General features: G+C 64.1%; 28 protein-coding genes. 15 read left to right on the top strand and 13 right to left on the bottom strand.

The window, feature by feature from the left end:
- Nucleotide 1: 1 nt before the first annotated feature.
- Nucleotides 2-157 carry a hypothetical protein gene (locus ACVIN2_RS33220; protein WP_199198739.1) on the top strand — a complete coding sequence of 52 codons (156 nt, stop codon included), beginning with the start codon at nucleotides 2-4 and terminating at the stop codon, nucleotides 155-157.
- Between the two features lie 72 nt (nucleotides 158-229).
- On the opposite strand, the gene ACVIN2_RS33215 is transcribed toward ACVIN2_RS33220, so the two are convergent.
- The 8 genes from ACVIN2_RS33215 to ACVIN2_RS33180 form a co-directional block, all read right to left on the bottom strand.
- Nucleotides 230-532, bottom strand: a complete 303-nt coding sequence (locus ACVIN2_RS33215; RefSeq protein WP_007601427.1) for an HU family DNA-binding protein — start codon at nucleotides 530-532, stop codon at nucleotides 230-232.
- Between the two features lie 381 nt (nucleotides 533-913).
- Nucleotides 914-2,146 (bottom strand): acetyl-CoA C-acetyltransferase, encoded by a 1,233-nt coding sequence (locus ACVIN2_RS33210; protein ID WP_456768826.1) that lies wholly within the window; start codon nucleotides 2,144-2,146, stop codon nucleotides 914-916.
- 235 nt (nucleotides 2,147-2,381) lie between these two features.
- The gene (locus ACVIN2_RS33205) at nucleotides 2,382-3,845 is read right to left on the bottom strand and encodes a GH1 family beta-glucosidase (RefSeq protein WP_456768825.1); all 1,464 of its coding nucleotides are present in this window, start codon (nucleotides 3,843-3,845) and stop codon (nucleotides 2,382-2,384) included.
- Nucleotides 3,846-4,547: 702 nt separating this feature from the next.
- Nucleotides 4,548-4,955 (bottom strand): hypothetical protein, encoded by a 408-nt coding sequence (locus tag ACVIN2_RS33200; protein ID WP_456768824.1) that lies wholly within the window; start codon nucleotides 4,953-4,955, stop codon nucleotides 4,548-4,550.
- A 397-nt stretch (nucleotides 4,956-5,352) separates the two neighbouring features.
- Nucleotides 5,353-5,586, bottom strand: coding sequence for a hypothetical protein (locus tag ACVIN2_RS33195; protein WP_007601418.1), 234 nt, complete (start codon nucleotides 5,584-5,586; stop codon nucleotides 5,353-5,355).
- Nucleotides 5,583-5,882, bottom strand: a complete 300-nt coding sequence (locus ACVIN2_RS33190; RefSeq protein WP_456768823.1) for a hypothetical protein — start codon at nucleotides 5,880-5,882, stop codon at nucleotides 5,583-5,585. Before ACVIN2_RS33190 ends, ACVIN2_RS33195 begins: the two co-directional genes overlap by 4 nt.
- Nucleotides 5,883-6,032: 150 nt before the next feature.
- Nucleotides 6,033-8,540, bottom strand: a complete 2,508-nt coding sequence (locus ACVIN2_RS33185; protein ID WP_456768822.1) for a TonB-dependent receptor — start codon at nucleotides 8,538-8,540, stop codon at nucleotides 6,033-6,035.
- 153 nt (nucleotides 8,541-8,693) lie between these two features.
- Nucleotides 8,694-10,052, bottom strand: coding sequence for a histidine kinase (locus ACVIN2_RS33180; protein WP_456768821.1), 1,359 nt, complete (start codon nucleotides 10,050-10,052; stop codon nucleotides 8,694-8,696).
- 144 nt (nucleotides 10,053-10,196) lie between these two features.
- Between ACVIN2_RS33180 and ACVIN2_RS33175 the strand changes: the two genes are divergently transcribed.
- Together ACVIN2_RS33175 and fghA are read left to right on the top strand one after the other, a co-directional pair.
- Nucleotides 10,197-10,817 (top strand): response regulator, encoded by a 621-nt coding sequence (locus ACVIN2_RS33175; RefSeq protein ID WP_007612921.1) that lies wholly within the window; start codon nucleotides 10,197-10,199, stop codon nucleotides 10,815-10,817.
- 70 nt (nucleotides 10,818-10,887) lie between these two features.
- Entirely contained in the window at nucleotides 10,888-11,733 is an 846-nt protein-coding gene (gene fghA / locus ACVIN2_RS33170) for an S-formylglutathione hydrolase (RefSeq protein WP_456768820.1), read from the top strand.
- A 184-nt stretch (nucleotides 11,734-11,917) separates the two neighbouring features.
- Here the strand turns inward: fghA and ACVIN2_RS33165 are convergent, their stop codons facing one another.
- On the bottom strand, nucleotides 11,918-12,421 hold the full coding sequence (locus ACVIN2_RS33165; RefSeq protein ID WP_456768819.1) for a DUF3280 domain-containing protein: 504 nt from the start codon (nucleotides 12,419-12,421) through the stop codon (nucleotides 11,918-11,920).
- 127 nt (nucleotides 12,422-12,548) lie between these two features.
- Here ACVIN2_RS33165 and ACVIN2_RS33160 point away from each other — a divergent pair, with 127 nt between their 5' ends.
- From ACVIN2_RS33160 to ACVIN2_RS33135, 6 genes are all read left to right on the top strand, one after another.
- The gene (locus ACVIN2_RS33160) at nucleotides 12,549-13,730 is read left to right on the top strand and encodes an ABC transporter substrate-binding protein (RefSeq protein ID WP_456768818.1); all 1,182 of its coding nucleotides are present in this window, start codon (nucleotides 12,549-12,551) and stop codon (nucleotides 13,728-13,730) included.
- Nucleotides 13,715-14,707 (top strand): YVTN family beta-propeller repeat protein, encoded by a 993-nt coding sequence (locus ACVIN2_RS33155; protein ID WP_456768817.1) that lies wholly within the window; start codon nucleotides 13,715-13,717, stop codon nucleotides 14,705-14,707. The genes ACVIN2_RS33160 and ACVIN2_RS33155 overlap by 16 nt, the downstream gene beginning before the upstream one ends.
- Entirely contained in the window at nucleotides 14,704-15,510 is an 807-nt protein-coding gene (locus tag ACVIN2_RS33150; RefSeq protein ID WP_456768816.1) for an ABC transporter ATP-binding protein, read from the top strand. Before ACVIN2_RS33155 ends, ACVIN2_RS33150 begins: the two co-directional genes overlap by 4 nt.
- Nucleotides 15,507-16,355 carry an ABC transporter permease gene (locus ACVIN2_RS33145; RefSeq protein WP_456768815.1) on the top strand — a complete coding sequence of 283 codons (849 nt, stop codon included), beginning with the start codon at nucleotides 15,507-15,509 and terminating at the stop codon, nucleotides 16,353-16,355. The genes ACVIN2_RS33150 and ACVIN2_RS33145 overlap by 4 nt, the downstream gene beginning before the upstream one ends.
- Nucleotides 16,352-16,966: a hypothetical protein gene (locus ACVIN2_RS33140; RefSeq protein WP_456768814.1), complete on the top strand. Its 615-nt coding sequence runs from the start codon at nucleotides 16,352-16,354 to the stop codon at nucleotides 16,964-16,966. The genes ACVIN2_RS33145 and ACVIN2_RS33140 overlap by 4 nt, the downstream gene beginning before the upstream one ends.
- 131 nt (nucleotides 16,967-17,097) lie before the next feature.
- Complete coding sequence (locus ACVIN2_RS33135) at nucleotides 17,098-17,397, top strand: copper-binding protein (protein ID WP_456768813.1); 300 nt, start codon at nucleotides 17,098-17,100, stop codon at nucleotides 17,395-17,397.
- 181 nt (nucleotides 17,398-17,578) lie between these two features.
- Here the strand turns inward: ACVIN2_RS33135 and ACVIN2_RS33130 are convergent, their stop codons facing one another.
- Nucleotides 17,579-18,136: a PQQ-dependent catabolism-associated CXXCW motif protein gene (locus ACVIN2_RS33130; protein ID WP_456768812.1), complete on the bottom strand. Its 558-nt coding sequence runs from the start codon at nucleotides 18,134-18,136 to the stop codon at nucleotides 17,579-17,581.
- Between the two features lies 1 nt (nucleotide 18,137).
- The gene (locus ACVIN2_RS33125; protein WP_007601397.1) at nucleotides 18,138-19,019 is read right to left on the bottom strand and encodes a substrate-binding domain-containing protein; all 882 of its coding nucleotides are present in this window, start codon (nucleotides 19,017-19,019) and stop codon (nucleotides 18,138-18,140) included.
- Nucleotides 19,020-19,146: 127 nt separating this feature from the next.
- Here ACVIN2_RS33125 and ACVIN2_RS33120 point away from each other — a divergent pair, with 127 nt between their 5' ends.
- Both ACVIN2_RS33120 and ACVIN2_RS33115 read left to right on the top strand, forming a co-directional pair.
- The gene (locus ACVIN2_RS33120; RefSeq protein ID WP_456768811.1) at nucleotides 19,147-20,073 is read left to right on the top strand and encodes a quinoprotein relay system zinc metallohydrolase 2; all 927 of its coding nucleotides are present in this window, start codon (nucleotides 19,147-19,149) and stop codon (nucleotides 20,071-20,073) included.
- A 50-nt stretch (nucleotides 20,074-20,123) separates the two neighbouring features.
- Nucleotides 20,124-20,942 (top strand): quinoprotein dehydrogenase-associated SoxYZ-like carrier, encoded by an 819-nt coding sequence (locus ACVIN2_RS33115; RefSeq protein ID WP_007612951.1) that lies wholly within the window; start codon nucleotides 20,124-20,126, stop codon nucleotides 20,940-20,942.
- Between the two features lie 230 nt (nucleotides 20,943-21,172).
- On the opposite strand, the gene ACVIN2_RS33110 is transcribed toward ACVIN2_RS33115, so the two are convergent.
- Nucleotides 21,173-21,532 carry a hypothetical protein gene (locus ACVIN2_RS33110; RefSeq protein ID WP_456768810.1) on the bottom strand — a complete coding sequence of 120 codons (360 nt, stop codon included), beginning with the start codon at nucleotides 21,530-21,532 and terminating at the stop codon, nucleotides 21,173-21,175.
- 87 nt (nucleotides 21,533-21,619) lie between these two features.
- Between ACVIN2_RS33110 and ACVIN2_RS33105 the strand changes: the two genes are divergently transcribed.
- The 4 genes from ACVIN2_RS33105 to ACVIN2_RS33090 are packed head-to-tail and all read left to right on the top strand — an operon-like array spanning nucleotide 21,620 to nucleotide 24,440.
- A complete protein-coding gene (locus ACVIN2_RS33105; RefSeq protein WP_456769848.1) occupies nucleotides 21,620-22,600 on the top strand; it encodes an ABC transporter substrate-binding protein in 981 nt (326 codons plus the stop codon).
- A gap of 1 nt (nucleotide 22,601) precedes the next feature.
- Nucleotides 22,602-23,339, top strand: coding sequence for an ABC transporter permease (locus ACVIN2_RS33100; RefSeq protein ID WP_456768809.1), 738 nt, complete (start codon nucleotides 22,602-22,604; stop codon nucleotides 23,337-23,339).
- A complete protein-coding gene (locus ACVIN2_RS33095; protein ID WP_456768808.1) occupies nucleotides 23,329-24,039 on the top strand; it encodes an ABC transporter ATP-binding protein in 711 nt (236 codons plus the stop codon). The genes ACVIN2_RS33100 and ACVIN2_RS33095 overlap by 11 nt, the downstream gene beginning before the upstream one ends.
- Before the next feature lie 47 nt (nucleotides 24,040-24,086).
- A complete protein-coding gene (locus ACVIN2_RS33090; RefSeq protein ID WP_456768807.1) occupies nucleotides 24,087-24,440 on the top strand; it encodes a hypothetical protein in 354 nt (117 codons plus the stop codon).
- Between the two features lie 168 nt (nucleotides 24,441-24,608).
- Here the strand turns inward: ACVIN2_RS33090 and ACVIN2_RS33085 are convergent, their stop codons facing one another.
- Nucleotides 24,609-24,818, bottom strand: coding sequence for a hypothetical protein (locus ACVIN2_RS33085; RefSeq protein WP_027566545.1), 210 nt, complete (start codon nucleotides 24,816-24,818; stop codon nucleotides 24,609-24,611).
- Between the last annotated feature and the right edge of the window lie 53 nt (nucleotides 24,819-24,871).

The following is a 24,871-nucleotide window of genomic DNA, read 5'->3' as shown; positions in this document are numbered from 1 at the left end:
GATGAAGAAACTGCTGGAAAGAGCAAAGCGGTCGCGGACAACGCAGCGGCTGCGCCAGTTGCTCGATCGCGCCATCGACGGGGTTCGCGATGCGCTGGCGGCATCAGGACCGCGGCTTCAGCCGGTCCCGGTCCGCGCGAAGCGCCGCAAGGGTTGAGCCCTCCGTCTCAAGTCCTCGCGACAGCCCCGAACAAAAGGCCCCCTCCTACGCGAGGGGGCCTTTGCGTTGTTAGCCCACGGCGTCCTTGGCGGCCTTGACCGGGCGGGCGCGGACGATCTTCCGGGCCGGCTTGGCCTTGAACATCATCTCTTCGCCCGTGAACGGGTTGGTGCCCTTGCGCGCCTTGGTCGCGGGCTTCTTGATGACCACGAACTTGGCGAAGCCCGGCACCAGGAACAGGCCGTTCTTCTTGAGCTCCTTGTGACCGACGTCGGTCAGCGTCTCCATGACGCTCTTGACGTCACGCTTGGAAAGCTCGGTGGTGGTCGCGATCTTTTCGATCAGCTGCGATTTCGACATTTGGGTGGCCATCGTGTCTCCTCTGATTCGTTGACGGCTGCATATTAGACCAACCGGTGAAGGCCTATAGCCTTCTGCACAGTTTTGTCGGGGTTTTACGGGCTTTTTTGGCCCTCTGTGGCAAAAAACCCTGCTTTTTAGCCACTTCCGGAGCGGAAGAGGCCTCAGGCAGCGGATTTCACCTTGTTTCAAAGGCCCGCACGCAGCCTTGCTAAAGCTGATTCGATGCTTTCGACAAGCGACGACCGGCCTCTTTGTCGGAGTCCGGTCGCGATTCACCCTGGAAAATAAGCCTAGATCGTCGTGATGCGGCGATCGCGGGGACTTTTCTTCCCTTATCTTTACAGAGCGCGACGAGCTTCTCTTTACAGAGCGCGACGAGCTTCGCTCGCGCTAGATACGCTCGATGATGACGGCCGGGGCCATGCCACCGGCCGCGCACATGGTGACGAGACCACGCTTCAAGTCGCGCCGTTCGAGCTCGTCGAGCACGGTGCCGATCAGGATCGAGCCGGTGGCGCCGATGGGATGGCCGAGTGCGATCGAGCCGCCATTGACGTTGACCCTGGCGCGATCGAGCTTGAGGTCGCGGATGTATTTTTCCGCAACCACGGCAAAGGCCTCGTTGATCTCGAACAGGTCGATGTCGTCCACGGTCAGCCCCGCCTTCGCCAGCACCTTGCGCGTCGCCGGCACCGGCGCGTTCAGCATCAAGGTCGGCGAGTCTCCCATGTTGGCCATCGCGACCACGCGGGCGCGCGGCTTCAGGCCATGCGCCTTGGCATAAGCCGGCGACGCCAGCAGGATCGCGGCCGCGCCGTCGACCACGCCGGACGAGTTGCCGGCGTGGTGCATGAAGTCGATCTCGAGCTCGGGGTACTTCTGCAGGATCAGGCCGCGATAGGTCGTGCCCTTGTCGTCGAGCGCATGGTCGGCGACCGCGGGGAATGCGGGCTTCAAAGCGCTCAGCCCTTCCATCGTGGTCTGCGGCCGCGGATATTCTTCATGGTCCAGCGCGAGGCTGCCGTCCTCGCGATGCACCGGAACGAGGCTGTTCTTGAAGTGGCCGTTCGCGATCGCATGCGCGGCACGCTTCTGGCTTTCGAGGCCGAGCGCGTCGACGTCCCTTCGCGTGATGCCTTCCAGCGTCGCGATCGCGTCGGCGCAGACGCCCTGATGCGACTGCGGATGCCGCGCACGCAGGCGCAGATTGCCATTGTCCATCATCATCGGGCCACCGCCGCGACGTCCTTCCATCGACATCATCTCGCAGCCGCCGGCGACGACGAGGTCCTCCGTGCCCGACATGATCGAGGCCGCGGCCATGTTGACGCTGGTGATGCCGGAGCCGCAGAAACGGTCGAGCGTCACGGCACTCGCGCGCACGTCGTAGCCGGCATCCAGCGCCGACATGCGGCCGAGATCGCCGCCTTGCGTTGCGACCTGCGCGCTGCAGCCCCAGACGATGTCGTCGACATCGGCGGTGTCGATGCCGGTGCGCGTCGCGAGCGCGTGCAGCACGGTTGCTCCCAGCTGCTGCGGATGAATGCCCGAGAGTGCGCCCTTGCCGGCCTTGCCGACGCCCCGTGGGGTCCGGCAGGCATCGATGATGAGTGCATCGGTCATTGGCGTGTCCTCTTGTTATGAGTGGTTGAGGACGGTTTTGAATAAGGCAGAGAGTGGAGTCAATGCGCGGCGCTGCACTCCCTCTCCCCGTTCTTACGGGGAGAGGGTTGGGGTGAGGGGCTGCCTCAAAAAGACGGTGACAGACGGACTCGCGGAGACTCCCCCTCACCCGGATTTTCCGCTGCGCGTAAAATCCGGCCTCTCCCCGCAAGCGGGGAGAGGCGAAGAGACGCCGCTACGCCCCCGCCGCGTTCTTCGCGATCACGTTGCGATAGAAGCTGGCGCTGAGTTTCGGCGTACGCACCTGGGTGTCGAAATTGACGTGGTAGAGCCCAAAACGCTTGTTGAGCCCGAACACCCATTCAAAATTGTCCATCAGGCTCCAGAGGAAGTAGCCGCGCACCGGCACGCCTTCGGCGGTGGCGCGCTGGAGCTGGGCGAGGTAGTTGCGCAAATACATGATGCGGTCGGTGTCGTAGATCTTGCCGTCGGGCGTCACGACGTCGTCGCCGGAGGTGCCGTTCTCGCTGATATAGATCGCATCCGTCTTCCAGATCTTCGCCGCCAGCTTCGGCACCCAGTAGATCGTCTCGGGGCCGACGCGCAACCAGTCCGAATTCATGTGCGGGAACGATTTCGGGATCGGCAGCGGCATGAAGCCCGCGCCCTGGTCGGACGCCACCACGTAGTTCTGCGGCGCGTAGATGTTGAGGCCGAGGAAATCGACCGGCGAAGATATGATCTTCAGCTCGGCATCGGTGTATTTCGGCGCGTCGCGCCCCGCGAACTTCAGGAAGGCGTCGGTGTACTGGCCCGTCATGATGACGTTGAGATAGCCGGCGTTCATCTCGCGCAGCGCGATCTCGGCGGCACGGACGTTCTCCGGCGTGTCGATCGCGGGGGCGCAGGCATCGATGTTCTCGGCCGGCCCCACCCTGGTGCCGCGGCGGCCATGGGCGCGTACCGCCTGCACCGCGAGCCCGTGCGCGAGTGCGCTATTGTGCCTGATCTGGTTGACCTCGGCTTGCGGCAGCGTCACGCCGGGCGCGTCGATGCCGATGCCGTAGCCGAAATGGACGAACCGACCGCTCTCGTTCAGTGTGAAGACGTTCTTGACGCGATCGGTCAGGTGCTCGGCGACATAGGCCGCGTAATCGCCGAATATCTTGCAGGTCTCCGTCGAGCGCCAACCGCCAAACCGGTCCTGGAGCGATTGCGGCAGGTCCCAATGATAAAGCGTCAGCCACGGCTCGATGCCGTTCTTGAGGAGTTCGTCGACCAGGCGGTTGTAGAAGTCGAGCCCCTTCGGGTTGGATTTGCCATCGCCGTCCGGAAACAGCCGCGGCCAGGCCACCGAGAAGCGATAGGCCTTGCAACCGAGCTCCCTGATGAGCGCGATGTCCTCCTTGTAGCGGTGATAGTGCTCGTTGGCGCGGTCGCCGGTCGAGCCGTCCTCGATCTTGCCGGGGATGCGGACGAACTTGTCCCAGATCGAGGCCCCTCGCCCGTCCTCGTTGACGGCGCCCTCGACCTGATAGGACGAGGTCGCGGTGCCCCAGACGAAGCCCGCCGGAAAGCCGTCCCCGCTCCGTGGCGGCGATGCGGGCTTGGCGTCCGCCCCCGTAAGAGGATTGGCGATGCCGGCTGCGGACAATCCCGCCAGCGTGGCGAACTGGCGGCGCGAGACCTTGTCCGACATTGATAGTGCTCCGGGGTGATGCTCTTTCGGCGGCACCATGGCGAATCGCGGGTCGTTTGAGAAGCGGGCGAGCCGTAGGCTGAGGATGCAGGATTGCAGAATGCGACAAAGTTGTCCGAAAGGGGCCACGGCAATTGTCGGCAGAGCTACCCCAAAGCCGAAATACCAGCCCAATCCGGCGAGGAAGTTGTCAGTTCCTCTCGAAACGAGGGCCCGTAGGCTCACAGAATGCCATAAACCGCTCGGAAATTACGACCAAAGTTCGAAAATATGGCGTATGGTGCAACAATCGCCGCTCCGCTCTGGGCGATTGTCTGTCCGCACCGGTCAAGCAAGAGAACGACTGACTATGACGCGGTTTGACCGCACGAGACCGTGGTCACCTCTTCCGCTTGACCAAGCGCCTGTCCTGCCAGGGATACAACGACTGACCTCGCGTCAGAGCCACTGTGAATTCGAGGTAGATATATGTCGTATGCCTACAAGCTGAATGAAGACGTTCGCCACCAGCCCCAAGGCCCACAAGGACGTGCCGCAACTGAGCCGCCGATGATTTACACCATCGTCCAGCATATGCCTATCGAGGCCGACGGACGTCTCCGATACCGCATCAAGTGCAAGTCTGAGAAAATCGAGCGAGTCGTCACGGAAGATCAGCTTTCGTATTCACAGTGAACTGCTTGACGACGGCGGCTTCCGCGATCAGCGTGAGCGCTTCGGCAACTTTGGCAGCTTGTCGGGATTGAACGGCGGTATCTGCCGGCTTCGTTCGGGCGCGGGCGCCTGCTGTTCCGTCAGTATCAGCGTACCCTGAAGGATCATTCCCGGCACTTGCGCTGCTGTCGCCGTGTAAGTCGCGACCTTGCCCGGGCAGTTTCCCTCGATGTCCAGCGTGAGCTCATCGTCGACGCCGAACACCGTTGCGCGTCCGTCGGTATGGCGCCTCGTCGACACGGTGGCGGTGAAGCGATCGCCGTCGACCTTGCAAGAGCCGTGATAGGTCATCAGGCTGTCGCAGCCCCATATCTGTCCGTCTGCGACATGGACGATCCCGGTCCCTTGATCGAGCGGCGTCTTGTACCACGCCGCATAGGTGCCGTCCTTCAACACGGGAGCAGTCTCCCCTGGTATTCCCTCGCGCATCATCGACACGATCAGCGCTAACAAAGCGTTAATCGCGCGGCCCGTGCCAATCCGGACTATTCCTGCGCAGCTCGGCTTCGAGGTCTTCAATGATGCTGTGAAGCAGACACGCGGCAAGTGGATCGGTCACTTCGCGCTCCAAATGCCGCGTAACGCGCAATCTGGAATTCCTGCTCTCTCAACTGGCGCTCTGTCATCGGACGGGCCCTCCGACGAACCGACGCAGAGACAGCCGAACAGTTTCGTTACAATTTTAGGATCATTCGCTATGGTTTCCGATCGGTAAAACAACGCGACGCCAAGCTTCGCCGGCGCGCGGGATCATCGGACCTTTCGAAGGTCGATACGCCGACATGCGCCGCTGTTACGGCACATCACCGCTTCTCCGATTCTCGCCGATGCTGTGCGGCTTGTTGAGGAAGAACTCCCGGTTACCGAGAGCCGCTTCCGCGTACTGATCAATCGCAACCTGGATGGCCTCGATGTGCATGCGGCACCAACCCTCCAGACAGGACAGGCGCCGCGCATGATGAAGCGCCTTCAGAAATTCCGGCGGCTCCTGCATGTCGGAGAAGTAGGTCGGCCTCTCCCCCTTCATGCCCGTGCCATCTCTCGCGGCGGAACAAGACGGCGCTTCTCGACACCGACGCGCGATGGCATCGGCCGATGGCGGGGAACGAAGAGGCTGGCGACGACGATTGGGTCCGTGTCTCCCAGCGCGGCCCGCTCCTTAACGAGCCCGCTCATCACCGTGCGCATCTTCATGACTTCGCCTGCGACGAAGCTGCAGTCCTCGTCCCTGTTGATCTGCTCATGCATGATCGCCTCGGCCTCACGCATGCTGACGCGTAACGCCCTGATGATCCTGCGAATTTCGTTGATGCGGTTGTCCATGGCTCGCTCCCTTGGCTGGACGAGCAGCATAAGAACAAAACATGAACAACGAGTCAATCGGCTTGAGGTAGAACACACCCGTGGCGGCACGCCGCGCCGGCGCAAACCGGGCTCCTCGTCATCCCATATGGACCGGGCTTGAGAGCCAGATCAGAACGTCACCCGCATTCCCGCATAGAAGGCGCGCGGCCTTGCAGGGCTGAGCGAGCGCGGGTCGGTGAACTCGGCACCGCCATTGGTGAAGTTGGGCACGGCTTCGCGGTCGAAGAACTGTCCATAGGTCGCGTAGCGCTTGTCGAAGATATTGTCGATCTTGCCGTAGAGCTGGAAGTTCTTGGTTACCTGGTAGGACGTGTGCAGGTTGAACACGGTGTAGGACGGCAGCTTCGCATATTGGTTGGACTCGTCGCCGACCAGATATTGGCTGGAGACGAACAGCGCATTGCCGCCGACCTTCCAGACGTCGGTGACGGCATAGTCGATGCCGACCTTGACGCGATGGCGCGGGATCGCGGGGAGCTGGTTACCGGGCGAGACCTGGATGTTGCCGTCACCATCGGCGAACGGGCTGTTGGAGCCGATGGACAACGCGTCGAGGAAGCGCGCGTCGACGAAAGCGTAGCTCGCCTGGAATTGAACCGTCGGCGATTTGATGTTGATTTCGGCCTCGAGGCCTTGCCGCCGGGTGCGGCCGACATTGGAGAAATAGCCAAAGCCGGTGCGGCCGGGCACGGGGATCGCGACGATGTCGTCGTAATTGGTGGCGCGGAAGCCGCCGATTTTCCAGCCGAGCGTGCCGATGTTCAGCTCCCTGCTGCCGCGCAGGCCCGCTTCCACGGTCTTGGACACGACCTGCTTCAATGGCGGATCGGAGACGAGAAACGCGGCGATGAGACAGGGACGGGCAGGATCGGAGCAGCCGAGCTCGAGCGGCGTCGGAACGCGGTTGGCCTCGGAATAGCCGGCATAGGCCGTCAACCCCGGCGTGATCTTGTAGGTGCCGCCGATCACCGGATTGAAACGGGTGAAGGTGTGATCGCCGTTGAGATCGGCCCCGAGCTGATCCTCAAGCGTGATGCGCGCCACGTTGAAACGGCCGCCGCCCGTCACGGCAAACGCATCCGTGACATTGAACGTGTCCATCGCGTACAGGCCGTTATATTGATTGACGGTCCGCAGCGAGACGGGGCCGGCAACGGTTTCAGGCACGCCGGTCGGCCCCAGGAAGAGGCCGCTGCCGCTGACGACGTAGTTTTCTCCGATCGTGCCGATTTCGGCGGTGGCGTTATAGCGCGTGACGCTGGCGTCATAGGTGGCGCCCATCACGAAGCGGTTGTCGTGGCCGAACAGTTGATCGGTATTGGTGGCCTGCCCCGACACGCCGAAGGTGGTCGAACGTATCGAGCTGCGGTCGATCTCGCCGAGGATGGTCCCGGATGCGAAAGGATTGGCAAGCGGCAGGCCGTTCACGCCGTTTGCCGGTGTGGCGCCGTCGCCGAAGCAAAGAAGGCCGGCGAGTCCCGGATCGGTGCATTCCTGCGCGTCGGTCGGATTGCCGTCGACGAGCTTCTGCTCGTACCTGCGCACATGCGCAGTGCCTTCGAGCGTCCAGGTCGGCGTCGCATCGACCTTGCCGGTCAGATTGAGATAGCCGACGCGATTGGAGGTGGTCTGCGGTGTCGTGTAGGTCGCGCCCCAATATTTGTCGAGCAGCTCGGCGGGAACGGTGGCGCTGGCGCCGAAATCGTTCTTGGCGACGCCCATGTTGGCGTGGAATTCGCTGTCGCCGGCCTTGTAGCCGACATCGCCGTAGAAGCGCCGCACGTCCGATTGGGAGAAATTGCGGAAGCCGCTGTCGTGCAGGCCTTCGAGCGCGGCATAGACGCCGTAGTTCTTGTCGACCGTCTTGCCCCATTGCGCCGAGCCCTGGATGCGGCCGAACGAGCCGCCCATGAGATCGAGCTCCGCACCCTGATAGGTGAAACCATCCTTCATTTGCAAATTGATCGCGCCACCCAGCGCGTTGAGGCCGAAGGCTGGGTTGTTGGTCACGAGCGTCACCGACCGGATCGCCGCGGTCGGGATCAGGTCCCAGTTGACGGCGTCGGAGAAGGCTTCGTTGATGCGGACGCCGTTCTGATACACGGCGAGGCCTTGCGGCGTGCCCGTCACCGGCGAGGCAACGAAGCCGCGGAATTCGACATCCGGCTGAAATGGATTGCCGGTGACCTCGCTGATGTTGACGCCGGCGATGTTGTCGCGAAGCGCGTCGGTGATGTTCATCGAGCCGGTGCGCTTGATCTGGCTGGCGTCGACGGCGTTGATCGCCGACGGGACCTTGTCGACGTCGAGACCTCTGCCGGTACCCGGCGCGGTCGGATAGACGTAGAGGCGCGTCCTGGGGCTGGCGGATGATGGTGCCCCGATGTGCGCGACCGGACGCGACGACGCGGTGCGCCGCGCCGTCGACGGCGGCGGCGCCGTCACCTCGACCGGCGGCAGGTTCTGGACGTTGGTTTCCTCGTCCTGCGCGGCCCCCGCCGGGATCGCGAAGATCAACCCCGACACCAGCCCGGTCGAAACCGAGGCCATCACCAAACGACGCTTGAACCCAAGAGGCTTGAACCCAAAACGCTTGAACCGAACACGATCGCCCATCCCAGCCTTCCCATCCGTGGCCACCGGCTGTTTTGATTTTCGCCGGTTGGTCGAGACGAGTGTAATCGGCAGGGACGCGTGCGCCAGCCACAAAAGGTCGGGCCGTATCCGCACCAATTTTCCCGAGAAAATCGGGAATTCTTCCCGACGCGATCAGGACGCCGCCGTCGGAACCAGCGCTTCGACCGTCAGACCGCCGTCGCCGGAGACGACGTTGAGCGTGCCGCCCAGCGCTAGGATCCGCTCGCGCATGCCGACGAGGCCGAAGCCGAGCTTCTGGCCCGGCTCCATGCCACGGCCATTGTCGCTGACCCGTACCCGGGCACAGCCGCGGCCATCGCTTGCCGCCTGCGCCACCGGCTCGATGACGACATTGACCGAGGTCGCGCCGGCGTGGCGGAACACGTTGGTGAGCGCCTCCTGCACGATGCGGTAGATGGTGAGGTCGGCGGTCTCCCCGGTGACGCCAAGCGCCGGCGAGATCGCGGTCTCGATGGTGACATCGGGATGCGACTCCCGCCACAGCCGCGACAGCGATTCCAGCGCCTGGCGCAGGCCGAGCTCGGCAAGGCCGACGGGCCGGAGACGCTCCAGCACGCGGCGATTGAACTGCTGAAGCGCGTTGATCTGCTCCAGCATGGCACTGCCGTGTTTTCGCACGGCCTCCGCACTCGGGGCGCGTCCGTCCGCCTGCTTCGCCAGCGCGCTGGCATGCGCGCGCAGCGAGAACAGATATGGCCCGAACTCGTCATGGAGCTCGCGCGCGATCTCCTTGCGCTCGACGTCCTGGAGCGACACCGTTCGCTCGGCGAGGCGCCGCTTGTCCTCGATCGCCTCGCTGAGCGTTGCCGCAAGATGGTTGAGCTTGGTGCAGATCGCGGCGAGCTCCGGTGCGCCGCCCGGCGCGACGCGCGCCTGATAGCGCCCGTCCTCGAGCTCGGCCATGACATCCGCAAGGGACTGGAGCGGCGCCAGTGCCCGGCCGATCACATTCATCATCACCAGGAACAGCGCCAGCGCGATCACAGAGCCGACCTCGAGCTGGGTCACGATGGCGTCCCAGATCTCGGCGATCTCGTCATCGGGATGGGAAGTGATCAGCAGCGAACCCGGCTTGCCATGGATCGAGACGGGTACGCTCACCGCGGTCTGCTCGGGATGCACCAGGCTGACGAACCAGGCCGGCGGCGCGCGGGTGTCGTCGTCGGCGTCGGTCCGGGGCTGCGTCAGCGGACTGCCCGCTTCGTCCCGAAGCGCGATGCTGACATGGCGCAGGCGGCTGAGGTCGCGTGCGATCTGGTTCAGCCTGGCATCCGGATCGGGCGCCTCGTTGAGATCCGCCACAATCATCTCGATGAATTCGCGCGCGAGCCGGATCACGCTCTGGTCCTCGGCCTGCACGCGCGGCCCGGCTTCCGCGACCTGGCGGCCGATATTGACGGCGAGCCCCAGCGCCAGCAGCAATGCCAGCAGCAGGTTGATGCGCCCACGCAAGGATAGATTTTGCCACATTGGTATCGCCCGTGCCCCGCGAAGGATCGGCCTGCGCCTGTCCGATAACGTTGACAGAGGCGAAGCGCCCGATATCTAATCGCAAGCGTACAGCAATCCCGGCCGGGCGCGAAACAGGCCAAGACGCTGTCGCGAGGAACGCCTATGCGCATTTTGATCGTCGACGATCATCCTATCGTCGCCTCCGGCTGCCGTGCCGTGCTGGCCGACGAGGGCGAGATCGAGATTTTGGAGGCCGCCGACGCCGAAGACGGCGAGTGCGTCTTCATCGTCGAGCGCCCCGACCTCTCGATCATCGACATCAACCTGCCGACCGTGTCCGGCTTCGAGCTCGCGCGCCGCATCCTCGAGCGCGCGCCCGAGGCCCGAATCATCATGTTCAGCATGAACGACGATCCAGCTTTCGCGGCGCGTGCGATCGAGTGCGGCGCCAAGGGCTACGTCTCCAAGACCGGCGACCCCGACGATCTCGTCGAGGCGATCCGCACCGTCGGCAGCGGCGGCACTTATCTGCCAAGCGCGATCGCGCGCAGCATCGCCTTTGCGGGACCCGCGCTGGCGCAAAGCCCGCTGTCGAAGCTGAACGCGCGCGAGATGGAGATTTTGCGGCTACTCAGCGCCGGAAAGAGCCTGTCCGAGATCGCCTGGCTAGTGCAGTCGTCCTACAAGACTGTCGCGAACACTTCGTCCATCATGCGCCAGAAGCTCGGGGTGAAAACCTCTGTCGAGCTGGTGCGGCTGGCGATCGACAGCGGCGTGGCCTGACCGCCGCCACGAATTCGGTCACACAAGCGTTGCAATCCTGATGTGGTTTGATGCCACGGAGCATAACGGCATGACGATCCAGACTGTCTCGACCAATACATCCTATGGCGGCGTACAGGGCGTGTATCGCCATGCCAGCCAGGCGACCGGAACCGACATGACGTTCTCGGTCTATGTTCCCCCGCACGCGCAGGGCGCCAAGCTGCCCGTGGTCTGGTATCTCTCCGGCCTCACCTGCACGCACGCCAACGTCACCGAGAAGGGCGAATTCCGCAAGGCCTGCGCCGAGCTCGGCTTGATCTTCGTCGCGCCCGACACCTCCCCGCGCGGCCCCGACGTGCCCGGCGATGCGAATAATGCCTATGATTTCGGCCTCGGCGCCGGTTTCTATGTCGACGCGACGCAAGAACCGTTTTCACGCAATTATCGGATGTGGAGCTACGTCACCGACGAACTGCCGAAACTCGTGGCGGAGAATTTTCCGGTCGATGCGAAGCGCCAATCGGTGATGGGCCATTCGATGGGCGGCCACGGCGCGCTGACGGTCGCGCTACGCAACCCGCACCGTTTTCGCGCGGCCAGCGCCTTTGCGCCGATCGTGGCACCGTCGCTCGTGCCCTGGGGCATCAAGGCGCTGACCGGCTATCTCGGGCCGAACAAGGACAATTGGCGCAGCCACGACACGGTGGCGCTGATCGAGGACGGCGCGAAATTTTCAGGCTTTCTGGTCGACGTCGGCGAGGCCGATAATTTCCTCAAGGAGCAGCTCAAGCCGGAGCTGCTACAGGCCGCCTGCAACAAGGCCAACATTCCGCTGACGCTGCGGCGGCAGGCGGGCTACGACCACAGCTATTATTTCATCTCGACCTTCATGGGCGACCATCTGCACTGGCATGCGGAGAGATTGAAAGGGTGAGCTTTCTTCCTTCTCCCCTTGCGGGAGAAGGTGGCGCGAAGCGCCGGATGAGGGGTATCTCACCGCGAATTCGAATGAGAGTTAGACTCGGGGAGAGAGACCCCTCACCCGTCTCGCCGCTACGCGGCGAGCCACCCTCTCCCACAAGGGTAGAGGGTGCAGCGGCGCACGCGGAGAGAAGAACCTACTCCGGCTTGCCGTAGTTCGGTGCCAGCAACCGGTTGCGGATCAGATAGCTCATCGTGCGCGTCCAGGATTCATCCGTGTTGCCGCGCATGTCGGCGCTCGCGGCCGTGATCATGTTGCCGGTCTTCACGTCGCGCAGGTAGATGTTCAGATTGATGATCAGGTTCGAGACCTTCTGCACCATGCCGGTGATTTCCAGGTCGGCACCCAACTGTCCGGCAAGCTTGAGGTCGCAGCCGCCGCAGGCCTGCAGATTGGCGTGACGGGCCGCGTCCCGGATCGGCGCGATATCGAGCAGCTGGAACCTGCCTGACTCGACCAGTGCCTTGCGCAACTGCTCACTGATGAGGTCGAGCCGCGCCTCCTCGGGCTTGGAGCCGTAGAACTCGCCGGGCAGGCTGGTGTCGATCAGTTCGAAATCGAACACGGCGAGTTTCGGCGGATCGGCGAATGCGGCCGAGCCCGTCAACAGCAAAGCGACGAAACATATCAGCGCTCGCATGATCGTGATTCCCAGCGTGGCAGCGTGAGGACGAAATGCGGGGTTGCATGGCCTGACAAATCGGTCATGCTTTAGCAGAGACAATTCTCCATCGGCGGTCAAGCCGGGGAGAACATCTGGAGGAAACATGATCCGATGGTTGGTCGGCCTGATCGGCCTAGGTGTTGCTGCGACGAGCGCGCTCGCGGCCGACCCTGTCATGATCGGCGTCGGCTATCTCGGAATCGCCGGTACCAGATCGACGCTGTCGCTGGTCGAGCAGCCCGCGGAGAATGACGGCGTCGCCGGCGCACGCCTCGCCATCGAGGACAACAACACCACCGGCAAGTTCCTCAACCAGCGCTTTGCGCTGGAGGAGCGGCGTATCAAAGAGGGCGAGGATGCCGTGCAGGCCGCGACCGAACTCGCCGCACGCAACGGCTTCATCATCGCCGACCTGCCGGCCGACGCGCTGCTGAAAGTCGCCGACGCCCTGCGCGAGCGCGGCACGCTGCTGTTCAACGCCGGCGCGATCGACGAGCGGCTGCGCGAGGCCGATTGCCGTGCCAACGTCATCCACACCGCGCCGACGCGCGCGATGCTGGCGGATGCGCTCGGTCAGTATCTGGTGTGGAAGCAGTGGAAGCGCTGGCTGCTCGTGGTCGGCTCGCATGACGAGGACAGGCTGTTCGCAGATGCGCTCCGGCGCACCGCGACGCGGTTCGGCGCCAAGATCGTGCAGGAGCGCAGCTTCGAAGACAAAGGCGGCGCGCGCCGCACAGACTCGGGCGTGACGCTGATCCAGCGCCAGATGCCGGTATTCACGCAACAGGCTCCGGCCTACGATGTGCTGGTCGCCGCTGACGAGAGCGAGGTGTTCGGCGCCTACCTGCCCTATCGCACCTGGGATCCGCGGCCTGTCGCGGGCTCTGCCGGGCTGGTGCCGCGGAGCTGGGACGCCGCGCAAGACCAGTGGGGCGCGATCCAGATGCAGAACCGTTTCGTCAAGCTGAATGCGCGGCGGATGACCGCGCTCGACATGCAGGCCTGGACGGCCGTGCGCATGATCGGAGAGGCCACCTCGCGCACCAATTCCGGCGACGTCAAGAAGGTCACCGATTTCATCAAGGGGCCGGATTTTTCGGTCGCCGCCTTCAAGGGCACCAAGCTGACCTTGCGCGACTGGAACCTGCAGCTGCGTCAGCCGATCCTGCTGGTCGACGGCCGCATGGTGGTGTCGGTGTCGCCGCAAGAAGGTTTCCTGCATCAAGTCTCCGAGCTCGACACGCTCGGCTATGACCGCCCGGAGAGCAAATGCAAGCTGAAGTGAGGAAGAAGATGTTGCGCGCGTGGCGTGTTGGGTTGCTGTCCGGACTGGCGCTGGCGGCAGCGCCGGCGCATGCGTTCATCGCCTATGTCTCGAACGAGAAGAGCAACACGGTGTCGGTGATTGACACCGACAGCTGGACGGTGACCAAGACCATCAAGGTCGGCCAGCGCCCGCGCGGCATCGACTTCACGCGCGACGGCAAGTTCGTGATGGTCGCGGTCGGCGACGACGACACCATCCAGATGATCGACGCCAAGACGCAAGCCGTGGTGGACAGCCTGCCCTCCGGGCCCGACCCGGAATTGTTCGCTCAGGATGCCGCCGGCAAGGTCCTCTATGTCGCCAACGAGAACGACAACACGGTGACCGTGATCGACCTCGAGAAGCGCGCCCGCCTTGGCGACATCCAGGTCGGCGTCGAGCCCGAGGGCATGACCATCAGCCCGGACGGCAAGACGTTGATCAACACGTCCGAGACCACCAACATGGCGCATTTCATCGACACGTCGTCGCGCCAGATCGTCGCCAACGTGCTGGTCGACGCGCGACCGCGCTTTGCCGAATTCAAGCACGACGCTTCCGAATTGTGGGTGTCCTCGGAGATCGGCGGCACCGTCTCGATCATAGACCCCGGAAAGCACGAGGTGACCGGCAAGATCAATTTCGAGATTCCGGGGTTGAGGAAGGAGGCGATCCAGCCCGTCGGCATCGGCATGACCCGGGACGACAAGACCGCCTTCATCGCGCTCGGACCCGCCAACCGCATCGCCGTGGTCGATACCGCCTCGCGCAAGGTGACGAAATATCTGCTGGTCGGACAACGGGTCTGGCACATGGCATTCACGCCGGACGAAAAATTTCTGCTGACCACCAACGGCGTGTCGAACGACGTCTCCGTCATCGACGTCGCCGCGCAAAAGGTAATCAAGACCATTCAAGTGGGCGAACTGCCCTGGGGTATCACGATCGCGCCATGACCAACCCTGCTCCCATCTCCGAACAGCGCGAGACGCCACGGCCCGATCCGGCAGCGGTGCCGGCGTTGTCGATCGACAGCGTCAGCCACGCCTATGGCCAGCGCCGCGCACTGATGGACGTGTCCTTCAACGTACAGCCCGCGAGCTTTACGGCCCTGCTCGGCCTCAACGGGGCGGGCAAGAGCACGCTGTTCTCGCTGACCACACGGCTGTTCGGCATCCAGTCCGGCCGCGTCGGCATTTTCGGCCATGACGTCGGCAAAAGCCCCGGCGAAGCGCTGCGGTTGCTTGGCGTCGTGTTCCAGCCGCGCACGCTCGATCTCGATCTGTCGCTGACGCAGAACCTGCTCTATCACGCCGCACTCCACGGCATCAGCCGCCGCGAGGCGCGCGCGCGAGCCGCCGAGCTGCTCAGCCGCATCGGCCTTACCGAGCGCGCCAGCAGCAAGGTGCGCGATCTCTCGGGCGGGCAGATGCGGCGGCTGGAGATCGCACGCGCCCTGCTGCACCGGCCGCGCCTGCTCTTGCTGGACGAGCCGACCGTCGGCCTCGACGTCAAGGCGCGCGCCGACATCATCAGCCATGTGCGCCAGCTCGTGAACGAGCAAGGCATCGGCGTGCTCTGGGCCACGCATCTGTTCGACGAGATCATGGCCGGCGACGATCTCGTGGTGCTGCACCAGGGCAAGGTGCTGGCGCAGGGACCGATGAGCCGCGTCGTCGCGGAAGCCGGCGCGCAGGACGTCAACACCGCTTTCATGCGCCTGACCGGCGCGCAGACCCTGCCGGGTGGCGGCGCATGAGCAGCATCACCACGCGCGAGGCGCCGCGCGGCTTCTCGGCCGCCGAATACATGACCTGTCTCACGGGCATCGTCTGGCGCGAAGGCCTGCGCTTTCTGCACCAGCGCGAGCGTTTCGTCTCGGCGCTGGTGCGGCCGCTGGTGTGGCTGTTCATCTTCGCCGCTGGCTTCCGTCAGGTGCTCGGCATCTCCATCATCCCGCCCTACGAGACCTACATCCTCTACGAGGTCTTCATTGCGCCCGGACTGATGGCCATGATCCAGCTCTTCAACGGCATGCAGTCCTCGCTGTCGATGGTCTATGACCGCGAGATGGGCAACATGCGCACGCTGCTGGTCAGCCCACTGCCGCGCGGCTACCTGTTGTTCTGCAAGCTGCTCGCGGGCACCGCGGTGTCGCTGCTCCAGGTCTATGCCTTCCTGCTGATCGCCTGGTTCTGGGACATCACGCCTCCTCCGATCGGCTATCTCACCGTACTGCCGGCACTGATCCTGTCCGGACTGATGCTGGGCTCGCTCGGCATGCTGATCTCCTCCGGCATCAAGCAGCTGGAGAACTTTGCCGGCGTGATGAATTTTGTCATTTTCCCGATGTTCTTCGCCTCCTCGGCGCTTTACCCGCTCTGGCGGGTGCAGGAGGGCAGCCCCTATCTCTATTATCTCTGCGAGGTCAATCCGTTCACCCACGCGGTCGAGCTGATCCGCTTCGCGCTGTACGGGCAAATCAACTGGATTTCGCTGGCGGTGGTCGCGACCTGCACAATCGTCTTCATGATCGGCGCGATTCTGGCCTATGATCCCTCGCGCGGGCTGGCGCGACGGGGCCCTGCGGGAGGCGAAGGATGACGGTTCGGGTTCTGGCCATGGCCGCTCTGATGCTCGCAGTCGCGGGCACGGCGGCACGCGCGGCCGATCCGCGCTATCCGGACTGGCCCTGCACGCAGGCCAAAGTGCCGGAAATTTCGCTCGCGGCCGTTTGGGCCGGCCCTTCGCTCGACGACGTGCAAAACAAGTGGAAGGACGACGCCAAAGTCAGCGCGCTGGTCGCCAAATTGTCGGCACGCAAGACGCCGCTGGACGAAGCCGAGAAGTTGGTGAGGGAGTTTTTGGCGGGCTCCGCGGCCGACAAGACCGCGAATGCGAAACTGCTGTTCGCAGGCCTGTTCGACACGCTCAACGCTCAACGCTCGCAGGTCATGAGCGGGTTGGAACGCGTCAGCCGCAAGCAGCGCGAAGCCGCCGACAAGATCCGCGAGGAGAGTGTACAGCTCCAGGCGCTCCAGGGCGCCACGCCGCGCGACGAGGCCAAGGTCGATGCGCTCAGCAACGAGCTGATCTGGAAGACCCGCATTTTCGAGGACCGCCACAAGGTGGTGCGGTTCGTTTGCGAGGTTCCCACCACCATCGACCAGCGGCTGTTTGCGCTCGGACGCGTGATCCAGCAGGAAATGGAATAGCGTCAGCCTCATTGACCGCTTGCGGCAGGTTCCCGCGCCTCCATTGCGATCATTAACCTGTGCTATATGCCGGAACCAAATCGATCTAGGATGTCTTGTCGATGGGTAATCCAAGGCATCGGGAGGCCTCGATGGGAACCACAAAATTTATCCTCGCAGGCGCTGCGGCCATCAGCATGCTCGCAAGCAGCGCATTCGCTGACGATTTGACCGGAATGGTCACCCGGATAGATCGGCTCAACAGCACGATTTCCATCCAGCAGACGCAGAAGGGCACGGTCGGCGGCAGCGCAGGCGGCGCCGGCGCGCTCCAGGAGTACAAGGCCAAGGATGCCGCGATGCTCGACGCCGTCCACGCCGGCGACAGGGTGAGCTACTCTGCGACCGACAATAGCGGCACGGGCACGCTGACCAAGCTGCAGAAGCAGTAGTGTTGCCTTCACCTCTCCCCGCTTGCGGGGAAAGGTCGGAATTCGCGCGCCGCGCGGATTCCGGGTGAGGGGGTACAGGTCCCTTGACGGATTCAATCTGCGGAGAGAGGCCCCTCACCCCAACCCTCTCCCCGTAAGAACGGGGCGAGGGAGCGCAGCTGCCCTAGGCGATGCAGCTTGCCTATTGCTCCGGCCGCGGCTCGGGCTGCGCCTCCTCGGTCGGAAGTTTGGCGCGCTCCCAGCCGTCGGTCCCATCGGGATACCAGGCGAGGTTGGAGTAGCCGTACGCGAGCGCGCGCTTGGCGGCGTTCCAGGACATCCAGCAATCGGCCAGACAGTAGATCACGAGCAGCGCGGCCTTATCACCGCGCGACGCACGCGCGAGGCCGCGCTGGAAATAATCGTCCATGGCGGGCGGCAGCGTGCCGTAGCCGGTGTCCGGCAGCCAGATGCTGCCCGGAATGTTTTTGCGCGGCGCCTCGCGCCAGACGGTACCCGCTGGAAGGTTCTTCGGCTTCGGCGCGCGCGGCAGCACGTCGATGAAGGCGCCGCTCTTCGCGTGCCAGATCGCCTCGGCTTCTGACGTCGACAGCACGCGCGCGCCGCCCAGCGTCGCCGGCACAGGCGCGCGGTAATTGTCGGTGCGATAACCCTCGGGCTCGAACGGCTCCTGCTGCTGCGCAACGACCGGCGCCATCAGCACGGCGGCGACCAGCGCAGCGACAACGCGCCGCCTCATGTCATGGTGCCTTCTTGGCCGTCTCCGCGCCGAGCGGCCGATCGCTCTCGTCTAGCAGCGGCACGCCGAAATCGAGCAGGATCTTGTTGATCTCGCCCTGGTTCTCCTGGATCAGCTTGTTGAGCTGCCGCTTCCAGTTCTGGTCGGCGCCACGCACGCCCATGCCGATGCGATAGACCAGTTTGGGCCCGGTGGTTTCCTTCACCAGGGGCGTGACATGAAGCGAGCCCGCCTTCTTCGCGTAGAACCCTGCCATCGGTCCCCAGAGCACGCCGGCGTCGATCTTGCCCGCCGTGAGATCATCGATCATTGCCTGCGCCGAATTGTCGTAGCGCGTGTCGATCATCAGCGGATAGGGCTTTGCATCGCCCATCAGTCCCGCGATGGCCATGTTGGTGGCAGGCGGCGTGCCGGCGACGATGCCGACATGCTTGCCCTTCAGCCTGGCATCCTCGAGCGTGTCGACCTCCTCCAGCCCGCTGCCTGCTTTCGCGACCAGCGCATAGCTCGTGCGGTAATAGGGATTGGTGCCTTGCACGAGGTCATCGCCTTGGGGGAAGCCCATGATGACGTCGCAGCGATGCGAGCCGAGCGTCATGCGCACGAAGCCGGTGGCTTGCGGAAAAAAGACATAGTCGAGCTTCTTCTGGAGCTTGTCCGCAAACAGCTCGGCAAGCTTGTTCTCGAACCCCTCGCCCTTCTCGTTCGAGAACGGCAGATTGCGCGGGTCGGAACAGACGCGCAGCACCTTGGGATCGACCAGCTCGAACGAGAGGTCACCCGTCTCGTTGGTCTGCGCGATGGCGACATCGCCGAACGCGCAAGACGCAACCAGGATACTCAGTGAAAACAACCAGCGACGATGTCGTCCGGCCTCCGTCATCGCGCTTCCTCCTGGGCTTGTTTGAATGCTAGCCATGCAACGCATGACACGCCATGTTTTGCCAGACTGTGTGCTGGCTTTCTTTGTTGCAGTGCAATGCGCACAACCTTTGAACTGAGGCGGAAAAGTGTCTCGCATTGCTCTCGTGATCGCAGCCATGTCCCTGCTGGGGACAGCGACGCTAGCATGCGCCGCAGCGGCCGAATTGCCTGTAAGCGAAGTCGCGCCGGGAATATTCGTACACTCCGGGACCATCGCCCTGATGACCCGCGAGAATGAGGGCGACATCGCCAATGTCGGCTTCATCGTGGGCGAGGACGCGGTGGCCGTGATTGATACCGGCGGTAGCGTTCGCGAGGGCGAGGCGCTGCTGGCGGCGGTGCGGGCCCGCACCAGCAAGCCGATCCGCTACGTCATCAACACCCACGGCCATCCCGACCATGTTTTCGGGAATGCGGCCTTCGCAGTCGGGGATACCATTTTCGTCGGTCACAGCAGGCTGCCGCGGGCGCTCGCTGCCCGCGGGCCGTATTATCTCGACAATTTTAGGCGCATCATGGGCGACGAATTGATATCTCCCGTGAAGATCGTGCCGCCCACAATGCTCGTCGCGGACACAATGACGCTCGATCTCGGCGCACGCCGCCTGACCTTGCGGGCCTGGCCGGCCGGGCACAGCGACAATGATTTGACGGTGTTCGATGAGATGACGAAGACGCTGTTCACTGGCGACCTCGTCTTCCTGCGCCATATTCCGGTGATGGACGGCAGCATTCGCGGCTGGCTCGGCACCCTCGCGGAACTCGAGATCATTCCGGCGCAGCGCGTCGTTCCCGGTCACGGCCCCGTGAGCGAATGGCCTACGGCGCTGACCGATGAGCGGCGCTATCTGATGGCACTGCTGGCGGACGTCCGGGCATCGAACAAGAAGGGCGAGCCGATCCGAACCGCCGCAGACAAGGCCGCCGCCTCGGAACGGCCGCACTGGGAGCTGTTCGACGACTACAATGCCCGCAACGCAACCGCAGCATTTTCGGAAATTGAATGGGAGTAGCGGACGCGCTACGATGCGCGAAACGTTGCTTCGTCCGCGGGACCATGACCATGACGGGATGCACGCGCCGACTGCCTCTGATCGCCCTGCTCCTCGGCATTGCATTCGCCGTGCCGGCGCAGGCGGAAGAGGCTTACGATCCCTGGCCGGGCCTGGTGCAGGACATCTTCAGCAACCGTCCGATGAATGACGGCGGCAATGTCATTGGCATCGAAATGCCGTATCGCGCCGAGGACGCGGCCATCGTGCCGGTCACCCTGCGCAGCAAGCTCTCGCCTGGCGATGCCCGCCGCATCCGTTCGATCACGCTGGTGATCGATCGTAATCCCGCGCCAATGGCGGCGAAGTTCGAGCTCGGGCCGGATGCCAACGTCACCGAAATCTCGACGCGGGTGCGCGTCAACAATTACACCGACGTCCATGCGGTGGCGGAGCTCAGCGATGGACAGCTCTACGTCTCGAAAGTCTATGTGAAGGCTTCCGGCGGCTGCTCGGCACCGGCGGGGAAGAATGCCGAGGAAGCCCAGAACCGGCTCGGGCAGATGCGCTACCGGCAATTCGCGCGCGAGGAGGCCCCGGCGAGCCGCATGCGGGAGGCTCAGATCATGATCGGCCATCCCAACAATTCCGGGCTGCAGATGGACCAGGTCACGCAGCTCTACATTCCCGCCTTTTTCGTCAACCAGCTCAAGCTGACGCAGGACGACAGCCCCGTGCTCTCGATGGAAGGCGGCATCTCGATCTCGGAAGATCCCAATCTGCGCTTCACCTATGTGTCCAACGGCGCCAGGCGTTTTCGCGCGGAAGCCAAGGATACCGATGGTCACGTGTTCCGCAACGAGTGGGACGTGGAGAAGCCGGGGACGTAGCGCGCTAACTTCCCGCCCCCTTCAAAGTCAAACGCGCTGCGGATGGCTGTGCCCTCGCCCCTTGTGGGAGAGGGCAGCACCGCTGGTAGACAAAAATTCGCTTGGGTGAGGGGTTTGCCTCCGCGAGCTACTCTCTTGCGATAGTATTCGCGGCGACATACCCCTCATCCGGCGCTTCGCGCCACCTTCTCCCGCAAGGGGAGAAGGCGCACCATCTGCGCGGCGCTGGCTCAGAAACACCTCACCTCGGCTTCCGCCTGCGCACGCCGCAAATCATTTACGGCCGAGTTCGCCTGCTCCGAGGTGCGGAACTGGACGCCGAGATTGCCGCGGACCTGGGACATGCTGAGCGCGGTTTCTGCGGTGACGTAGCGCTCATAGGACACGATCGAGGCCACCACGTCGATCGAGCAGGAACATTGCTCGATCGCCTGCCGGCTCTCGCCATTGGCCTTCATGCAGCCATAGACATACTCGGCACGCGCCGACGTCGGATAATCATTGGCCCCTTCAGCCTGCGCGGCGAGCGCGGTCGCAGCCCACACCGCCAATGCGGCGACAATCGGTCGTAGCTGTCCGGCCAGATTCATGCGCGTCCTCCCGCTGGTTGCGACGGAAGCTATGCTATGCCTATTGTCCTGAAAAGCACTCTGTCTGAGGAAACGGCTCACAAGGTGATGAGAGCAATTGGTCGATCATTGGCACTTGCGGTGACGCTGGCGCTGACATTAGCCGGGCCCGGCCGCGCCGCGGATACGATCCGCCTTGCGGTGCAGAAGACCGGAACATTCTCGTGGGAGCTGGCCGCGATCCGCGCCGGTGGCCTCGACAAGGAGGCCGACCTGTCGCTCGACGTCACCGAGCTTGCGAGCCCCGAGGCCGGCAAGATCGCCCTGCGCGCCGGCAATGCCGACATCATCCTGTCCGATTGGCTGTGGGTATCGCGCGAGCGCACGCTCGGCGCCAAGCTCACCTTCTATCCCTATTCCAGCGCGCTCGGCGCTGTGATGGTGCCGGCCTCCTCGCCGATCAAGTCGCTCGCCGATTTGAAGGGCCGCAAGCTCGCCGTCGGCGGTGGTCCCATCGACAAGAGCTGGCTGCTGCTCCAGGCGCGCATGAAGCAGGACGGCATCGACCTGAAATCAGAGGCAACCATCGTCTATGGGGCTCCGCCCCTGATCGGCGCCAAGGCGCTCGACGGCGAGATGGATGCAAGCCTCAACTTCTGGAATTTCTGCGCACAGCTGGAGGCGAAGGGTTTTAGACGCCTCGCCGGCATCGAGGACATTTTGCCGAAGCTCGGCGCCAAGGGCGCCGTCTCCGCAGTCGGCTATGTCTTCGACGAGAGCTGGGCGGCAAGTCATCGCGAGGCCGTGGCGCGCTTCATCGCGATGACCCGCAAGGCCAAGCAGCTGCTGGTGACCTCGGATGCGGCCTGGGACAAGATCGCGCCGCTCACCGGCACCAGCGATGCCACCCTGCTCAAGACCTATCGCGAGCGCTATCGCGACGGCATTCCGCGCCGGAGCATCGATGACGAAGAAAAGGACGCGCGCGTGCTCTACCGCGTGCTGGCCAAGACTGGCGGACGCGACCTCGTTGGCTCGGCCGCTGAACTCGAGCCCGGCACGTTCTATCACGCAGTTCCCGGAGACTGAGGTGCTGCGTCTTCTGTCGTTTGCCCTGTTACTCGCGATCTGGTGGATTGCCGCCCTGTTCGTCGGCGCCGCAAAGCTGCCCTCCCCGCCCGCCGTGCTCGACGTCGTCATCGCGGAAGCATCGAGCGGCGCGCTGTTCCTGCATCTCGGCGCCACGCTTGCCCGCGTAAGCCTCGCCTTCGTGCTGGCGATGTCGCTCGGCAGCGCCATCGGCTATCTGATGGGACGAGTGAAGCTCGCCGACCGGCTCGGCGATCCCTGGCTGATCCTGCTCCTGAACCTGCCCGCGCTGGTCGTGATCGTGCTCGCCTATATCTGGGCCGGGCTCACCGAGGCCGCAGCGATTGCGGCGATCGCCATCAACAAGCTGCCGACGGCCATCGTCACCCTGCGCGAGGGCGCGCGCGCGCTCGACCGCTCGCTCGACGAGATGGCGAGCGTGTTCGCGATGCCGCGCTGGCGCGCCTTCCGCCACGTCGTGCTGCCGCAACTGGCGCCCTATATCGCAGCCTCAGCCCGCTCCGGATTGTCGCTGGTCTGGAAGATCGTGCTGGTCGCCGAACTCCTGGGGCGACCCAACGGCGTCGGCTTCGAGATCGGCGTCGCCTTCCAGCTGTTCGACACGCCGCGGCTGCTGGCCTATTCGCTGACCTTCGCCGCCGTCGTGCTCGTGATCGAGACCGCGCTGGTGCAACCGTTCGAAGCCCGTGCGACACGGTGGCGACCCCGTGCGGCTTGAGGTCGATATCACTGGCAAGACGTTCATGAGTGCCGCGGGCGGAACGCAGGAGGTGCTCGCGCCGGTCAGATTCGCGCTTCAATCCGGCGAGGTCGGCGTGCTGATCGGTCCGTCCGGCTGCGGCAAGAGCACGATGCTGCGCATCATCCTCGGGCTCGACCGCGATTTCGAGGGACGCGTCTCGCGCCCGCCGGAAGCGCGGATCGGCATGGTTTTCCAGGAGCCGCGGCTGCTGCCATGGCGCTCGGTCGAGCAGAATGTGCGGCTTGCGGCACCCGATGTGACCGACGCCAAGCTCGCCGAGTTGTTCAGGATCCTGGAGCTGGAGGCGCATCGCAGTCATTTTCCCGGCGAATTGTCACTCGGCCTCGCCCGGCGCGTCGCGCTCGCCCGCGCCTTTGCGGTGGAGCCCGACCTGCTCGTGCTCGACGAGCCCCTCGCCTCGCTCGACGACGCACTCGCCGGCCGTTTGCGCGACGAGATCGCGACGCTGGTGGCGCGCCGTCCGGTGATGACGTTGCTCGTCACCCACAGCCTGGATGACGCGATCCGGCTCGGCGACCGCCTGTTCTTGCTGTCGCCGCGACCGGCGCGCATCGTGCGCGAGGTGCCGATTGCCATCCCGCGCGCGGAGCGCAGCGAGGCCCAGCTCGGCAGGATCAGGGCCGAGCTCGCGGCGTTGCAGCTTGAATCGAAATGAGAACTCATGGTCAACTGGACCAACGACATCTTCGCGGGAGGTTCACCATGCGGCGTACGCTGATAGCGATCGGCATCCTGTTGGTTGCGATGCCGGGCGCGGCGCTCGCGCAGTCCAAGGGCAAGGGTATCCGGCTCTGGAATCTGACGACGGAGACGATCTCCGGCTTCCAGCTCTCGCCGGCCGGGAAGACCGAGTGGGGGCCGAACCAGTGCTTGAACGACAAGGACAAGGAGGTCGACCACGACGAGCGGCTGCGCATCACCGGCGTCGAGCCCGGCCGCTACGACGCCAGGGTCAGCTATCCCAATGCACGGCAGTGCATCGTGCGCGACATCGAGATCAAGGCGGATGCGGTGTTCTCGATCGCCGACAAGGATCTGAAGGACTGCAGCAAGTAGCGCGGGCTGCGTTACGAGCGTTTTCCCCTCATGGTGAGGAGCGCGGAACGCGCGTCTCGAACCATGCAGGCCCGTCTGTCGCCCGCGGCCATCCTTCGAGACGCTTGCTTCGCAAGCTCCTCAGGATGAGGACCCCGGCCCGTCGTAACCAGCAAGGCAGCGCAGCGCTTAGGCCTTGTCATTCGGATGCGGATACTCGCAGCGCCACCGCACCGCCTGCCACTTCGGATGGTCGCCGACCCATTGCGCGATATAGGGCGGCGCAGCCATCGCGCATTGCGTCGGCGACCCCGCGTAGTTGAACACCAGATGCTGCTCCTCGCAGGTCGCAGGCGAGAGCACCGCACACACAGTCACCACCAGGTCGATCGGGTTCATGCCGGGATCCTCGCAGAGGCGATGAAGATTAGCACAAAAGATTACGTTCCGAG

The sequence above is a fragment of the Bradyrhizobium sp. USDA 3650 genome (genome assembly GCF_054057395.1).
This window is presented reverse-complemented; position numbering and strand designations above follow the sequence as displayed.

Coding starts and splice junctions, on each gene's coding strand:
- ACVIN2_RS33220 (WP_199198739.1), top strand. CDS start 2: ATGAAGAAACTGCTGGAAAGAGCAAAGCGGTCGCGGACAACGCAGCGG.
- ACVIN2_RS33215 (WP_007601427.1), bottom strand. CDS start 532: ATGGCCACCCAAATGTCGAAATCGCAGCTGATCGAAAAGATCGCGACC.
- ACVIN2_RS33210 (WP_456768826.1), bottom strand. CDS start 2,146: ATGACCGATGCACTCATCATCGATGCCTGCCGGACCCCACGGGGCGTC.
- ACVIN2_RS33205 (WP_456768825.1), bottom strand. CDS start 3,845: ATGTCGGACAAGGTCTCGCGCCGCCAGTTCGCCACGCTGGCGGGATTG.
- ACVIN2_RS33195 (WP_007601418.1), bottom strand. CDS start 5,586: ATGAAGGGGGAGAGGCCGACCTACTTCTCCGACATGCAGGAGCCGCCG.
- ACVIN2_RS33190 (WP_456768823.1), bottom strand. CDS start 5,882: ATGGACAACCGCATCAACGAAATTCGCAGGATCATCAGGGCGTTACGC.
- ACVIN2_RS33185 (WP_456768822.1), bottom strand. CDS start 8,540: ATGGGCGATCGTGTTCGGTTCAAGCGTTTTGGGTTCAAGCCTCTTGGG.
- ACVIN2_RS33180 (WP_456768821.1), bottom strand. CDS start 10,052: ATGTGGCAAAATCTATCCTTGCGTGGGCGCATCAACCTGCTGCTGGCA.
- ACVIN2_RS33175 (WP_007612921.1), top strand. CDS start 10,197: ATGCGCATTTTGATCGTCGACGATCATCCTATCGTCGCCTCCGGCTGC.
- fghA (WP_456768820.1), top strand. CDS start 10,888: ATGACGATCCAGACTGTCTCGACCAATACATCCTATGGCGGCGTACAG.
- ACVIN2_RS33165 (WP_456768819.1), bottom strand. CDS start 12,421: ATGCGAGCGCTGATATGTTTCGTCGCTTTGCTGTTGACGGGCTCGGCC.
- ACVIN2_RS33160 (WP_456768818.1), top strand. CDS start 12,549: ATGATCCGATGGTTGGTCGGCCTGATCGGCCTAGGTGTTGCTGCGACG.
- ACVIN2_RS33155 (WP_456768817.1), top strand. CDS start 13,715: ATGCAAGCTGAAGTGAGGAAGAAGATGTTGCGCGCGTGGCGTGTTGGG.
- ACVIN2_RS33150 (WP_456768816.1), top strand. CDS start 14,704: ATGACCAACCCTGCTCCCATCTCCGAACAGCGCGAGACGCCACGGCCC.
- ACVIN2_RS33145 (WP_456768815.1), top strand. CDS start 15,507: ATGAGCAGCATCACCACGCGCGAGGCGCCGCGCGGCTTCTCGGCCGCC.
- ACVIN2_RS33140 (WP_456768814.1), top strand. CDS start 16,352: ATGACGGTTCGGGTTCTGGCCATGGCCGCTCTGATGCTCGCAGTCGCG.
- ACVIN2_RS33135 (WP_456768813.1), top strand. CDS start 17,098: ATGGGAACCACAAAATTTATCCTCGCAGGCGCTGCGGCCATCAGCATG.
- ACVIN2_RS33130 (WP_456768812.1), bottom strand. CDS start 18,136: ATGAGGCGGCGCGTTGTCGCTGCGCTGGTCGCCGCCGTGCTGATGGCG.
- ACVIN2_RS33125 (WP_007601397.1), bottom strand. CDS start 19,019: ATGACGGAGGCCGGACGACATCGTCGCTGGTTGTTTTCACTGAGTATC.
- ACVIN2_RS33115 (WP_007612951.1), top strand. CDS start 20,124: ATGACGGGATGCACGCGCCGACTGCCTCTGATCGCCCTGCTCCTCGGC.
- ACVIN2_RS33110 (WP_456768810.1), bottom strand. CDS start 21,532: ATGAATCTGGCCGGACAGCTACGACCGATTGTCGCCGCATTGGCGGTG.
- ACVIN2_RS33105 (WP_456769848.1), top strand. CDS start 21,620: ATGAGAGCAATTGGTCGATCATTGGCACTTGCGGTGACGCTGGCGCTG.
- ACVIN2_RS33090 (WP_456768807.1), top strand. CDS start 24,087: ATGCGGCGTACGCTGATAGCGATCGGCATCCTGTTGGTTGCGATGCCG.
- ACVIN2_RS33085 (WP_027566545.1), bottom strand. CDS start 24,818: ATGAACCCGATCGACCTGGTGGTGACTGTGTGTGCGGTGCTCTCGCCT.